Source organism: Thermanaerosceptrum fracticalcis (assembly GCF_000746025.2).
Lineage (GTDB): Bacteria > Bacillota > Peptococcia > DRI-13 > DRI-13 > Thermanaerosceptrum > Thermanaerosceptrum fracticalcis.
Window position 1 is genome coordinate 1,503,078 of the sequence record NZ_CP045798.1, and the last position, 13,720, is coordinate 1,516,797.

General features: G+C 43.7%; 15 protein-coding genes. 4 read left to right on the forward strand and 11 right to left on the reverse strand.

The features are described 5' to 3' along the window. Positions 1–333 precede the first annotated feature (333 nt). Positions 334–567: a hypothetical protein gene (locus tag BR63_RS07865; protein ID WP_034425168.1), complete on the forward strand. Its 234-nt coding sequence runs from the start codon at positions 334–336 to the stop codon at positions 565–567. 35 nt (positions 568–602) lie between these two features. Here the strand turns inward: BR63_RS07865 and BR63_RS07870 are convergent, their stop codons facing one another. The 4 genes from BR63_RS07870 to BR63_RS07885 all read right to left on the reverse strand — a co-directional run bounded on the left by BR63_RS07870 (position 603) and on the right by BR63_RS07885 (position 4,067). Further along, positions 603–857 carry a hypothetical protein gene (locus BR63_RS07870; protein WP_243269976.1) on the reverse strand — a complete coding sequence of 85 codons (255 nt, stop codon included), beginning with the start codon at positions 855–857 and terminating at the stop codon, positions 603–605. Then, a complete protein-coding gene (locus BR63_RS07875; protein ID WP_187142658.1) occupies positions 805–2,064 on the reverse strand; it encodes an IS91 family transposase in 1,260 nt (419 codons plus the stop codon). Before BR63_RS07875 ends, BR63_RS07870 begins: the two co-directional genes overlap by 53 nt. Before the next feature lie 541 nt (positions 2,065–2,605). Continuing rightward, entirely contained in the window at positions 2,606–2,860 is a 255-nt protein-coding gene (locus BR63_RS07880) for a hypothetical protein (protein ID WP_243269976.1), read from the reverse strand. Then, positions 2,808–4,067, reverse strand: coding sequence for an IS91 family transposase (locus BR63_RS07885; RefSeq protein ID WP_187142658.1), 1,260 nt, complete (start codon positions 4,065–4,067; stop codon positions 2,808–2,810). The genes BR63_RS07880 and BR63_RS07885 overlap by 53 nt, the downstream gene beginning before the upstream one ends. 393 nt (positions 4,068–4,460) lie before the next feature. Between BR63_RS07885 and BR63_RS07890 the strand changes: the two genes are divergently transcribed. Then, the gene (locus BR63_RS07890; protein ID WP_034424857.1) at positions 4,461–4,649 is read left to right on the forward strand and encodes a 4-oxalocrotonate tautomerase; all 189 of its coding nucleotides are present in this window, start codon (positions 4,461–4,463) and stop codon (positions 4,647–4,649) included. A gap of 74 nt (positions 4,650–4,723) precedes the next feature. On the opposite strand, the gene BR63_RS07895 is transcribed toward BR63_RS07890, so the two are convergent. The 4 genes from BR63_RS07895 to BR63_RS07910 are packed head-to-tail and all read right to left on the reverse strand — an operon-like array spanning position 4,724 to position 9,119. Continuing rightward, positions 4,724–4,906: a hypothetical protein gene (locus BR63_RS07895; protein ID WP_034424856.1), complete on the reverse strand. Its 183-nt coding sequence runs from the start codon at positions 4,904–4,906 to the stop codon at positions 4,724–4,726. Positions 4,907–4,908: 2 nt separating this feature from the next. Further along, positions 4,909–6,186 (reverse strand): Ger(x)C family spore germination protein, encoded by a 1,278-nt coding sequence (locus BR63_RS07900; protein WP_034424855.1) that lies wholly within the window; start codon positions 6,184–6,186, stop codon positions 4,909–4,911. After that, the gene (locus tag BR63_RS07905) at positions 6,161–7,273 is read right to left on the reverse strand and encodes a GerAB/ArcD/ProY family transporter (protein ID WP_034424854.1); all 1,113 of its coding nucleotides are present in this window, start codon (positions 7,271–7,273) and stop codon (positions 6,161–6,163) included. The genes BR63_RS07900 and BR63_RS07905 overlap by 26 nt, the downstream gene beginning before the upstream one ends. Next, complete coding sequence (locus BR63_RS07910; RefSeq protein ID WP_081908283.1) at positions 7,257–9,119, reverse strand: spore germination protein; 1,863 nt, start codon at positions 9,117–9,119, stop codon at positions 7,257–7,259. Before BR63_RS07910 ends, BR63_RS07905 begins: the two co-directional genes overlap by 17 nt. A 180-nt stretch (positions 9,120–9,299) precedes the next feature. Between BR63_RS07910 and BR63_RS07915 the strand changes: the two genes are divergently transcribed. Together BR63_RS07915 and BR63_RS07920 are read left to right on the forward strand one after the other, a co-directional pair. Next, entirely contained in the window at positions 9,300–9,707 is a 408-nt protein-coding gene (locus tag BR63_RS07915; protein WP_034424853.1) for a ferritin family protein, read from the forward strand. A gap of 14 nt (positions 9,708–9,721) precedes the next feature. Then, complete coding sequence (locus tag BR63_RS07920) at positions 9,722–10,135, forward strand: hypothetical protein (RefSeq protein ID WP_034424851.1); 414 nt, start codon at positions 9,722–9,724, stop codon at positions 10,133–10,135. Between the two features lie 224 nt (positions 10,136–10,359). On the opposite strand, the gene BR63_RS07925 is transcribed toward BR63_RS07920, so the two are convergent. The 3 genes from BR63_RS07925 to BR63_RS07935 form a co-directional block, all read right to left on the reverse strand. Then, complete coding sequence (locus BR63_RS07925; protein WP_034424848.1) at positions 10,360–11,103, reverse strand: demethylmenaquinone methyltransferase; 744 nt, start codon at positions 11,101–11,103, stop codon at positions 10,360–10,362. Between the two features lie 240 nt (positions 11,104–11,343). Then, positions 11,344–12,204 (reverse strand): UbiA-like polyprenyltransferase, encoded by an 861-nt coding sequence (locus BR63_RS07930; RefSeq protein WP_034424847.1) that lies wholly within the window; start codon positions 12,202–12,204, stop codon positions 11,344–11,346. Continuing rightward, positions 12,185–13,639, reverse strand: coding sequence for a menaquinone biosynthesis decarboxylase (locus tag BR63_RS07935; protein ID WP_034424846.1), 1,455 nt, complete (start codon positions 13,637–13,639; stop codon positions 12,185–12,187). The genes BR63_RS07930 and BR63_RS07935 overlap by 20 nt, the downstream gene beginning before the upstream one ends. Positions 13,640–13,720: the final 81 nt, after the last annotated feature.

Below are 13,720 nucleotides of genomic sequence, written 5' to 3' on the forward strand. Positions count from 1 at the left end.
TATACAGTATATTAAATATTAATTTCCTCTATACTCATGAAAGAGAAAAAATATTTTTTCACTTCTGAGATAAGGCTGCTACCTTATTGTTCATACGCAAGATATATGGTATTCTTAATTATACCCTCCAATGTTTTATATAATTTTTGTGTAATGCCCCCAACAATAGGGGCAATCTTTTTCTAAAATTATTTGATCACCAAAAGTGCGTAATAATAAAATCCGCCAGTGGGTGGATTTTTTGCATTTAAGAGGTCGCTATTACCAGCATAGGAGTTTACGAGGCCCGGGAATGATAAGAATGTAAATACATTGGTCAGGATGGTGAAACCTATGAGCGAAAATCAGGAAATTAATCCTGCCGTTTGTGCCAGTACCATCAACAGTTTACCACCGGGAGCACTGGCTTTAGAACGATTCAAACTGGCTCTTTCTCTATCGGAAGATACTTCTCCGGAGGCTGTTACATTACGGCAGCAGCTGATGGAAGAAGAGTCGACTCTCGATGAAGATAACCAGACTGCGGCGGAACAACAGGTAGAAGCAAGGGATCATAATGGCACATAAAAAAAGCGCGACCAAGGTCGCGCGCTCTTTGGTTCCTATAACTCATATTTAATACCATGCACACCTAAGTATTCTTTTGGGCGCATCTCACCGCCACAAACCTCACAACTAAACCTTGGTGGAACTGAAATATCTCCGTCATCCATCATATCGCAGTAATCCACCACTTCCTTCGGAATGTCTTCTTCTATGTTACACTGCAAACAAACAAATTTGATGGTTGCCTTGCCGCCTACTTTAGGCGGCTTTTTCTTTGCGTGTTTCTTTCTTTTTCTGCTTACTGGGCTCATCTATTCCTGCCAACTCCTTTAGTCTTTTTTTAGCAAAGTCATCTACGGCATCAACAACTTTCAATATCCCTGATTTTAGACACACTTTCCCCTTGTATTCCATTATCTCTTTACATCTCATACATTCTAACGGGTCTTTTCCTGTGAATTCTTCTATTTTATTTCTCCAGCCTATCCGTTGCTTTCCTCTTTGGCCGTTTTTCCTTCTTTTCTGCCTTCCCAGGTATGCTTCCATTAATTTGTCAGCCAATCTTTTACTCCTTCTGGAGTAAATTCCATAATACCGGATTGTTTTAAATTGCTCATCCGGTATATGCCTTATTATCCGTGATATGAATTCTTCTACGGTGATGGTTTCTTGTTTTTCTTTTTGCTCTGTTTTATCAAAGTATTTAAAGGTTACATTTTCCCCGTCATAGTCTACAATTCTGCTTAACGCCATGGCAGGTCTTCTCATGTACCGCCCTATATATCCTACTTGGGCTTCTACTGACCCTTGTCCTTTTTTATTGGGCGGACCATAGATTACAAATCCTTCAGGGTTATCATCCCATATCTTTTGAAACAACTTCTTATATCGTTTAACTTCTTGTTCCGGCAGTTTTTTCTTCAACATCTCCATTACTGCCGCCTGCCACCTTTTCCTCAGCATTACATATGGGATAAAGTCTTTAACAACCCATTTCCCCGCTCCGTCAAAACCACCTTCAGTTACTAGGATATGTACATGGGGATTGAAGTTCATTCTTGCTCCAAAGGTATGTATTCCTACCATGGCGCCGGATTTGACTTTTCCTCTTTTCTTCAGCCATTCTAATAGTATTTTTACTGCCAGGTCCATTAGATCTTTCAAGAGTTCTCTATGACGGGTAAATATTTCCCACAAACGTTCGTCCACTGTAAACATGATGTGGCGATGAGGAACCGGATACATTCTTTTACTGGTTTCTCGACTCCATTCTTGGGTGTATCCGGTTGCGCACGATGTACAAAAACGTCCCTTACACGTGTGAGGAACTATTTTCATTTCTCCACATACCGGACATGCGAACAGAGTAAATCCTGCTTCTTTTTGTCCACATCGATTAAATTTATTGATTTCCTTTATCACAACAGGACGTATTCTGTCTTCGTATTTATTAACAAACTTTTCCCAATGCTTGTTCTCATCAAAAAATATCTCTCTTAAGATATTATCCTGGCCCATATGTTCTCACCTTTCTAACAACTACTTCCTGCTTTCGTTAAAAAATGAAAAAACCCTTGCTTAGCAAGGGCTGAGAACCACAAAAATTTTTATACTTTCCTATACGTTAAAAAAGTTAAAACCCGGGCGCAAGGCAGCCGGGTTTTAACTTTTTTAGTACCCTCCAATGTATATATCTCTTTTGTATCTTGGTTATCTTCATCTCCTACTGGGGCGAGAAACAACTTAAGCCGCAAAATTTTTCTTTTCGCCATGGGCCTTGGCCATAGTTATAGCCTGTTTGACGGTGGTTCCGGTATTGATGAGGTCTTCGATAATTTACAACCCTTCCCCAAAAACATACACAGGTAGCCAGGGGAACGCTAGCTACCTGCTCAACTACAGATGGCTCCGGGGGTAGACCGGGCCGTGTAGAGAATGACTGGTTTAAGCAGGTCCGGAGTCGCTCCCCATAGGGGAGGGTGATCCCCAGTCCAAAGCCTTATATCATTATAATTTCAATTTAAAAAAAGCGCGACCAAGGTCGCGCGCTCTTTGGTTCCTATAACTCATATTTAATACCATGCACACCTAAGTATTCTTTTGGGCGCATCTCACCGCCACAAACCTCACAACTAAACCTTGGTGGAACTGAAATATCTCCGTCATCCATCATATCGCAGTAATCCACCACTTCCTTCGGAATGTCTTCTTCTATGTTACACTGCAAACAAACAAATTTGATGGTTGCCTTGCCGCCTACTTTAGGCGGCTTTTTCTTTGCGTGTTTCTTTCTTTTTCTGCTTACTGGGCTCATCTATTCCTGCCAACTCCTTTAGTCTTTTTTTAGCAAAGTCATCTACGGCATCAACAACTTTCAATATCCCTGATTTTAGACACACTTTCCCCTTGTATTCCATTATCTCTTTACATCTCATACATTCTAACGGGTCTTTTCCTGTGAATTCTTCTATTTTATTTCTCCAGCCTATCCGTTGCTTTCCTCTTTGGCCGTTTTTCCTTCTTTTCTGCCTTCCCAGGTATGCTTCCATTAATTTGTCAGCCAATCTTTTACTCCTTCTGGAGTAAATTCCATAATACCGGATTGTTTTAAATTGCTCATCCGGTATATGCCTTATTATCCGTGATATGAATTCTTCTACGGTGATGGTTTCTTGTTTTTCTTTTTGCTCTGTTTTATCAAAGTATTTAAAGGTTACATTTTCCCCGTCATAGTCTACAATTCTGCTTAACGCCATGGCAGGTCTTCTCATGTACCGCCCTATATATCCTACTTGGGCTTCTACTGACCCTTGTCCTTTTTTATTGGGCGGACCATAGATTACAAATCCTTCAGGGTTATCATCCCATATCTTTTGAAACAACTTCTTATATCGTTTAACTTCTTGTTCCGGCAGTTTTTTCTTCAACATCTCCATTACTGCCGCCTGCCACCTTTTCCTCAGCATTACATATGGGATAAAGTCTTTAACAACCCATTTCCCCGCTCCGTCAAAACCACCTTCAGTTACTAGGATATGTACATGGGGATTGAAGTTCATTCTTGCTCCAAAGGTATGTATTCCTACCATGGCGCCGGATTTGACTTTTCCTCTTTTCTTCAGCCATTCTAATAGTATTTTTACTGCCAGGTCCATTAGATCTTTCAAGAGTTCTCTATGACGGGTAAATATTTCCCACAAACGTTCGTCCACTGTAAACATGATGTGGCGATGAGGAACCGGATACATTCTTTTACTGGTTTCTCGACTCCATTCTTGGGTGTATCCGGTTGCGCACGATGTACAAAAACGTCCCTTACACGTGTGAGGAACTATTTTCATTTCTCCACATACCGGACATGCGAACAGAGTAAATCCTGCTTCTTTTTGTCCACATCGATTAAATTTATTGATTTCCTTTATCACAACAGGACGTATTCTGTCTTCGTATTTATTAACAAACTTTTCCCAATGCTTGTTCTCATCAAAAAATATCTCTCTTAAGATATTATCCTGGCCCATATGTTCTCACCTTTCTAACAACTACTTCCTGCTTTCGTTAAAAAATGAAAAAACCCTTGCTTAGCAAGGGCTGAGAACCACAAAAATTTTTATACTTTCCTATACGTTAAAAAAAGCAGGTAGTAAATCACTTGAGCGATTTACTACCTGCACTCTTAACAATGGGGTGACCCATGTCACTGCAGATACAGTTTTTGCTAAGCGGAAGAACTCTTGCGAGGCTTCATCCCACTCTTGTATACATTATAAAATGGAATTTAAGGTTTTGTCTAGATGTTTTTTTCTTTTTTGTGAAATATTATTCTTGTTTTTTTCTAAAAGAGCCTGCAGGGTTTCCCCAGGAAATAGGCGAATAATAAAGTTTGCAATACATTTTTAAGGGAGGTACTTATCATGCCAATTGTGCAAATTGAAATGATCGGCGGCAGGACAATTGAACAAAAAAGGGCTATGGTAAAAGAAGTAACAGAGGCTCTAGTGAAAACCATCAATTGCAAGAGGGAAAGCGTTAAGATTATTATCCGGGATATGGAAAAACACAACATCGCCGATGGTGGCGTGTTGAAGTGTGACCAATCATAGTTGGTAGTTGTTAGTTGGCAGTTGGTAGTAAATGAAAGAAAAAAGGGGTTGCCTGAAAAAGGCGTCCCTTTCTTTTATTTGTGGATAAAAAACAACACAAAGCCGGGGTAAAGGGCAGTAAAAAGAGCCAAAGCCGCCACCCCGAGAGCACCCCTTTTCTTTTTCTGCTGCCACAGCCACCAGGCATATGTTAAGGTATAGAAACTAATCAAAAGAGGTACCGTCCATAAAAAAAGGTCATACAAAAATCCCCCCATAGTTATTCCCCCCAACCGGAATGGGTGGGTACTGTCTTGGTCATGAGCCCTGTGCGGCGTATGGCGAGGCTTGTGGTTACTTTAACCTCAGCCTCGGGGTAACGCTTTAGCCAGTCAAATTTCTCCCACTCCTTCCAGACCCAGAAGTATTGGCGGGTGTATTCGCCAAAGCCGAAAATGTCGCTTTTAAATTCCTGCTGGGTCTTTCTGATTACTTTCAGCACCTCACCGGATATCAACCTTTCGATGTTGCTTTGCAACTCACCGATTTTGTCTGTGGCTTCATAGTTAATACCGCTCTGGATACTAACAATTTCCCCTTCTAGAACAAGGTTCACCTCAATGAGAGGTTTATCCCCCGTTAAAGTTACTTTGACAGTAGGATTGCTGCCTTTTTTGATTTCCATAACTATAATATTTTTTCTATCATCTCTCTGGGGGTCAGGAAAAGTAAAAATAGCACTCCTAAACCTACCCGTAACCATCTGATGATAGCGAGTTTCCGCACCGTTAAGAAAACCAGCCAGTTTGTCACTACGAAATGCTGCAAGGCCTATTACCTCTATTTTATTACCACCTTTGCGGGGGATTTCCCCGGGCAAGTAAGCTACTTCATTCATAATTTTATCGTCACCTCCCTGCTTTTTACTGCCCGGTTCCCCTTCTTTTTGAACTCCTACCAGATTGGTAAAGGGTTCACTTCCCGGTGACTTGATGTTAATATAAAATTCATGGATCGTGCCATAGGGTATAATCCCCGTAATAAAATTACCCTGCATCAATGTTTCAAACTGCCGCGAAGGGTTCCTGTCCAGCACCGGCTTATTTTTTTCAATAAAATCCCGGGCTTTCCCCTTACTGACCATGAGAAATGTGGTTCGCCGTATCTCCCGGCTCCGTACCAGAGGATTGATGTATTTGCTCATCCCTTCCCGGGCGATATCTTCGGAGACAATCACTACTTTATTGTGGATGAAGGTCAGTTCCCTGCTCACAAAAGCATTGGCCAGCTGGAGGGCGCCAAAAAGAGAAGCTGCTTCTACAGAAACGATTTCTGTATTGGCCCCCTGTCCTCCCCCTCCTCCCTCACCTCCCCCAATATTTTGAGGTTTGGCAATCTGGAATGTTACTTCTACAAGATTGTTTTGGCCTTTATCAATACCCATAACCAGGATATAGGCCATCTGGTCCGTTTCCCTGGCCCCCCAGCACCCTGTGGGCAGAAGCATAATGATAATACTAAGCAGAAGGAGTTTAAGCGTTCGGTTTATTTTTGTCACTTTTCTCCCCCTTCCCCCGCAACAGAGCCACCAGCCAGACCCCGCAGGGTAAGGCCATTGTGAATAACCAGCCGGTAATTATGCGTATTTTTTCAATATCTACAGCTTGAATTAGGCTGATAGGTGTTAATGCAACACTAAAGATTAAAATACATAGGGCAGGCAAAAGAGGACGGTAATAGGGGAGTTTTAACGTATCCTGTAAAATGATTGCCGATACCAGTACTCCCAGAGCCAGGCGTAAAAAAGCAATAAAGGTCCAGAAGAGAACAAAAAGCGCCTCCACCCTCTGAAAGTATCTTCCCAGAAATATGGTGCGGCTCAATTGATAAAAAGGAGCAAGTGTTTCCATAGCCGAAGGAAAGGGAAAAACCATAAGATAAGTAATGACCACCATCAGGAAAATCACGGCTATAAAGCTTAAACTAAATAATCCCACGTATCTTAATTGTTGGGGCCCAAAGGCAAAAAAGGGCACATAATAAGCAAGGAGGATAACCTCGGCAAAACTCGTTACACCAAGGACACCATATTTTAGAATTGGAACCAGTCCCTCTCCCATTATAGGTAACAACTGTCTGGAATCCCAATAAGGGTACAGGGCTAAAAGTACTATTATCACTCCTACCAGGACAAAAGGAAAAGCGATATAGGAACTGCGACTCAATGCTTCCAGACCCAGGTAGGTTGCCAACCATACGGGAATGATAAAAAGAAAAGCCAGGGAAGAGATGGGTGCTTGGGGTAAGGCTGTGAGGATTACCGCTTCGCTAAAAAGCCTTAAGTGTATACTATTATCAACTGTTGCATAGAAGAAAATAAGCACGTTGGCACCCAGCCCTAACACAGGCCCCAGTACCAGCTCATTAATGGTCATGATGGATTTCCCGGGGTAACGACCCAGGAGTGATGAGATGACCAGCCAGACAACAACGGCAACGGATAGATTAATAAGTATGACTAACCAGGCAGTAGTAGAGCCAAATTGTACTATAGTCCGGGGGTAACCCAGGAATACCTTGGTTCCCAAAAAAACAATGGTCATAGCTGCCGCTTCACTGTACCCCAGTTTAACGATATTGTTCATTATCCTGATCCTCCTTCTTCGGCTTCACCCAACCCCGGCTCACCCGGGGCTGGCGCTGCCGGTCCAGGGTATCCAGGCTATCTGGCCGCTCCTCCATAGACCACATGGGACCTCGCAGTACCAGGTCAGGCCCGGCTTTAGTCCGGGGCCCGATAGGGGACAACATGGGAACACCGAAAGATTTCATACTGCACATAGTGGTCAATAAAAGAAATAATCCGGCAGAAACACCAAAAAAACCAAAACCGGCCGCAAGGAGAGTAAAGATAAAACGCACACCACGGAAAGCAAAGGAAAGGGAATAGTTAGGAATAGCAAAGGACGCTAAACCCGTTACCGCTACGACAATGATTAGAATAGGGCTGACAATTCCGGCCTGGACAGCAGCTTGGCCCAAAATTAAGGCCCCCACAATACCGATGGTATTACCAATGACACCGGGTACCCTAACCCCCGCCTCTCGGATCAGCTCAAAAGCCAACTCCATCATCATCACTTCCAGAATGGTGGGAAAAGGAACTGTTTCTCGACTGGCGGCAATAGCCAATATTAGTTCGGTAGGAATCATTTCCTGGTGGAAAGTGATGATGGCTACATAAATGGAGGGAGTCATGATGGCAATAAAAACGGCAACAACCCGCAGTAAACGCACAAAATTACCGTAGGGCATGCGAAGATAATAGTCTTCAGCACTGTGCAGCAGGCTAAAGAGAGTAGTGGGCACAATGAGAATGTTAGGGTTGCCGTCCACAAAAATGGCAACCCTCCCTTCCACCAGAAAAGCAGCTACCCGGTCGGGCCTTTCCGTGCTTAAGACCTGGGGACTGGGCATCAGGGGATGGTCCTCTATAAACTGTTCTAAAATCCCTGATTCGGCCACGAAATCAGTTTTGATAGAGTTAATTCTCCGTTTAACCTCCCTGACCAGTTCAGGGTTAGCAATATCTTCGATGTACATAATGGCTATATTGGTCTTATTGCGTTCACCAAGAGGAAACATCTCGGTAATCAACTTCTCATTACGAATGAGCTTTCGTACAAGTCCGGTATTGGAGCGCAGGGTTTCATTAAAAGCCTCATGAGGCCCGCGGATAACCTGTTCAGTAGCCGGTTTACCCACTGCACGCCTGTCCCACCCCTTTGTTTCAACCAACAGGCAATAGGGGCTTCCTTCTATAAAAACCGCAGTCCCCCCGTAATTCACACTCTCTACAATTTTTCTGTATTCATTGGTTATTTCCACCTGGTTGCCCGGCAAAATATTATCCTTAATGTATTCGGCCAGGTTATAAAGATCAGTTTTTTCTTCCAGATTGGAGAGAATCATCAGAGGCTTTAAAACGACATCATTGATGATGTTTTTGTCGGACAGTCCCTCCATAAAAACCGCAAAGGCCTTGAGAGGAGGTTTTAGAGAAATCGTAAATTCCCTGAGAATTATATCCTTATTCTTGGGAAGGGAATAGATTTCCTCGATATAGTATTTATTTATCTTTAACTGGGGATCTACCAAAAGGTTTTCGGGGCTAACCCTCTTCTCCGGTTTTTCTTCTACACCTTTATTATTGTTATAGGAGGAAAGGCGCTGGACGCGGATCGGTTTCTTATTAACCCGGGGATCCTCTCGCTTCCCCGCTTTTTTGCGGCTCTTATCTTTGGTTTTATTATTATCCTCAGCCTGACTTTTTCCCTTAGAGGGTCCATCTTCCACACCTAACAAAATAAAGCCTTCCCTCTGCTTTTCTGCCTTGAAAGTTAGGGTGTTTTTGCTCATTTCCCACAGCTTTTGTACGAAACCAGTCGGGGGGATTGGTGACTTTTCCGTTTTTTTATTTTCCTGCGGCATAGTCGGACCTCCCTTCCTATTCTATTATTCTGTTAAATCCCTGGTAAAAATATGCTATTAGTAAAACTGACAAACCAGACAAAAGGAGTGCTGCCTAAGCAGCACTCCTTTTGTCAACTTGTCACCCTTTTCCACACTAAGCATATTGTATATAGAGACACTATCAAGGAGGGTGTGACAATGGCTCATGACAGGTTTACTCAACTGATTTTAGAATCCTATTTTGCAGAAATGCAGGCGCATCACCACTATATGACGATGGCCCAAATGGCGCCTACAGAAGAAGCACGACATATAATGATGATGAATGCCCAGGATGAACATAGGCATGCAGAGGCTTTTGAAAAAATCTACGAAGAACTTACCGGAACAGAGCCGCGTGATACGGGTATGCATATGATGCCCGTGAACGAAAACATGACCTTTCTAGATCATGTACGCATGCAGCTTTTTGATGAATATGCCGATTTTAGAAAGTACAAAGATATGTATCTTATGACAGACAATCCTGAGTATCGCGATACACTTTTTAATGCCATGCATGATGAATTCCGTCATGCTATGTTACTCACTTATTTATTAAACTAAAAGGAGGATGAATTATGATTCATATGACTTTTACTTTACCCGCTTTCTTAACAACGATTGTGGGAGAACTCATGGAACTCCATCATGTCTACGGTTACATGATTCAAAACGCCCCCACGGAAGAGGCTCGCAGAATGGTGGAAATGAACCGCATGACCGTCCATCATACTATGGAAAAAATGAAGAAACTCTACATGGAAATGGGCGGAAAAGCTATTCCACCGCTTCATGAAGAAGCCCTGGAAGAACCTCGCCAATTCACCAATTTTGTCGATGCCGCCCGCTACGCTTTTAAAGAAGAAGCCCAACTCTTCAACTGGCTTAAAGAACTATATCTTATTGCCGATGCCTGCTACCGGGATGTCTTCTTCGATACCATGCACGATCATGCCCTCAATGCCATGAGATTGCTGTACCTTATTGGGTAAATTAGTTACTAGTTACTAGTTCTTAGTTACTAGTAAAATAAAAATGCGGCTACGCCGCATCAATTTCCACATCCCTTTTCTACTTACTGATTATAAAGTTATACTTTCCTGAACAATCAAAGAAAGAGCCATAACCCAATTGGTTAGTGGCTCTTTCTACTTATACTTAACACTTAAATTATAGTGCTTTATTCACTAATAACTAGTAACTGATAACTAGTAACTTACTTGACGCCTACATGCACAGTAACCACTCCCCCGCTCAAGGGATAATACTTGACTTCCCGCAAGCCCGCCTCACGAAAAATCTGGGCCAGGGTTTCCCTATCGGGAAATTTTTTCAAAGACTCCGGCAGCCATGTATAGGCAGGTAAGCGACCGAAAATCCTTTGCCCCTTATCCACAAGACGCCCCAAAAGGGGGATAAAGTGAAAAAAGTATAAACTAAATCCTTGCCGAAAAAGAGGAATGGTAGGCTGGGAAATTTCCAGGCAGATCACCCTCCCCCCTTTTTTACATACCCGCGTCATCTCCCGGACAGCCAGGGGAATATCCACCACATTCCGCATAGCGAATCCCGTGGTAACACAGGCAAATTCCCCGGCAGGAAAAGGCAGTGAAAGGGCATTACCTTCCATAAAAATCACTTTACGCTGAGGGTACTGCTTTACTAATTTTTCCCGGGCAATACTCAGCATTTCTTCAGACAAATCTAAACCCATGACTTCCCCTGTAGGACCAACCTTTTCCGCCATCTGAAAGGCCAGCTCCCCTGTACCCGTACACACATCCAAAGCTTTATCCCCGGGCCTAAGGTTGGTTAGGTTCAACACAAACCTCTGCCAGCTTTTGAGAAGTCCCCAGGTCATAATCATATTCATCCGGTCATAAAAGGGAGCTATAGAGTTGAAAAGGTTCTTCACATACTCCTCTTTACCTTCAAACTGCTCCCCCAGGTGTTTGTTCATGATGTCACATCCTTGTTCAGTTACTAGTTACTAGTTCTTAGTTACTAGACACTCATACCGCTTTTGCGTCACCAATATTTATCCAGGCTTGCCCCCACGTATCCCGCTCTTCGCATAAAACGAATTTCCTGACGCTTCCCGCTTCCCAAATTTTTCATCTTTTATTTTATTTTCGGGTAGCGGGGATCGGGTAACGGGTAGCGATTACCGTTCACGGTTCACTGTTTACAGTTAACGATTCTAAAGCAATATATCCAGCAGGGTAAACACTAACAGTTGTATACTAATCAACCCGTTTATATTGAAGAATGCCACATTGACCCGGCTCAGATCCTGGGGTGAGATAATGGAATGCTCGTAATGAAGCAGGAGGTTGGTGACGAAGACCCCTGCCAGGTACCACCAGCCCAAATCCAGCAGGAAATACAGGCTAACCAGTAATAATACTACCACCACATGGAACAGCTTGGCCACAAAGAGGGCTTTCTTTAAACCAAAGGTGACAGGCATGGAATAAAGGCCGTATTGACGGTCAAACTCAAGGTCCTGAGTAGCGTAAATGATATCAAACCCGGCAATCCAAAAGGCTACCACCAAACCTAAGATAAAAGTTCCCAACTGCATACTTTGGGTGACACCTATCCATCCCCCCATGGGGGCAAAACCGATGGCAACCCCTAAAACAAGATGGCACAGCCAGGTAAAACGCTTCGTATAAGAATAACCTGTTAAAATAGCCATAATCACCGGTAAATAAATAAGATGCCGGGGACTGAGCCGGTAGGTGGCATAGATGAGCAAAAGAAAAGACAGCACCACGAATAACATGACTTCCCCTACGGAGATAAGGCCCCGGGGTAAGTGGCGGTTAGCAGTACGGGGATTTTCTTTATCAATATAGCGGTCGATGACCCTGTTCAGACCCATGGCAGCACTTCGGGCCCCCACCATGGCTAGCGTAATCCAAATAAACTGCGGCCAGGTAGGCAGGGCTTTTTTCGCTAATAAAGCCCCCATGTAGGCAAAAGGCAGGGCAAAGATGGTGTGTTCAAATTTCACCAGTTCAGCAAAGGTCCTAACTTTATTTCTTACTAAAGCCATATTCCTGCCATCTCCTCGTCACCAGGTCCTTAATCTCCGGGGACATGACTATATCATCAGGCCATTCCCGGTGATGTCCCTCACTGGGCCATTTTTTCGTAGCATCGATACCCATTTTTGCTCCATAGTGCGGAAGCGGCGAAGCGTGATCCAGGGCATCCAGGGGTCCTTCCACCACCACTACATCGCGCCTGGCATCGATATTATTAAAGACCTTCCACCATACGGTGGACATATCCTGGACATCAATGTGTTCATCCACCACAATGATCATTTTGGTAAACATCATCTGGCCCATACCCCAGATGGCATGCATCACTTTCTTGGCATGGCCGGGGTAACTTTTTTTGATGGAAACTACAGCACAGTTATGGAACACACCTTCCAAAGGTAAGTTCATGTCTACAATTTCCGGCAACTGGAGTTTCAATAAAGGCAAAAAAATTCTCTCCGTGGCTTTGCCCAGGAAACAATCCTCCATAGGCGGTTTGCCCACTACAGTGGCAGGATAGATGGGTTTAGCCCTGCGGGTCATACATGTAAGATGAAAAACAGGATATTCATCAGCCAGGGAGTAATAACCGGTATGGTCGCCAAAGGGCCCTTCCATCCGTCTCTCTTCAGGATCAACATACCCCTCTAACACAAACTCGGCTTCTGCCGGTACCTCTATATCCACGGTTTTGCATTTCACCATTTCCACCGGTTCTTTCCGTAAGAAACCGGCAAAAATCATTTCATCGATATCTTTGGGCAGGGGGGCTGTAGCCGCATAAATTGTGGCAGGATCAGCACCTATAGCTACTGCAACCTCCATCCTTCCCTTCTTTTCCTTATACCTGTGATAATGCCGGGAACCGTCTTTATGCAGGTGCCAGTGCATACCGGTGGTTTTACCGTCATAAACATGCATGCGGTACATGCCGCAGTTGCGCTTTCCCGTCTCCGGGTCTTTGGTAAAGACTAAAGGCAGGGTGATAAACCTTCCCCCGTCCTGGGGCCAGCAGTGTAAAATAGGTAAGGTGTTGAGATCAGGATCATGCTCCACTACTTCCTGGCAGGGAGCCTTTTTCACCATTTTGGGCATAAACCTGGTTACTTCCGCAACTTTGGGTAGAGCCAGAAGTTTATCCATGAAGTTTCCCCCTGCTACATGGGGCAGGGCTAAATACTCTTCAATACGGGCGCCGATTTCATCGAGATTTTGCACCCCTAAAGCCATTGTCATTCGTTCCATACTGCCGAAGGTGTTAATCAAGACGGGATAAGGTGAGCCTTTCACCTTGGAAAAATATAAAGCGGGACCAAAGGACTTGGAGATCCTGTCCGTAATTTCCGTGATCTCCAGTACAGGGTCTACCTCTGCCTCAACCTTGTGCAGCAATCCCTTTTTCTCCAGTTCCTGCATAAAATCTCGTAAATTACGATATGCCATGGTTTTTCACCCCACAACTATCTAAAGTATCGGTAAGTGCTTACTTAATCCATAATACCTTACATGTGTACAAGTGTCTAG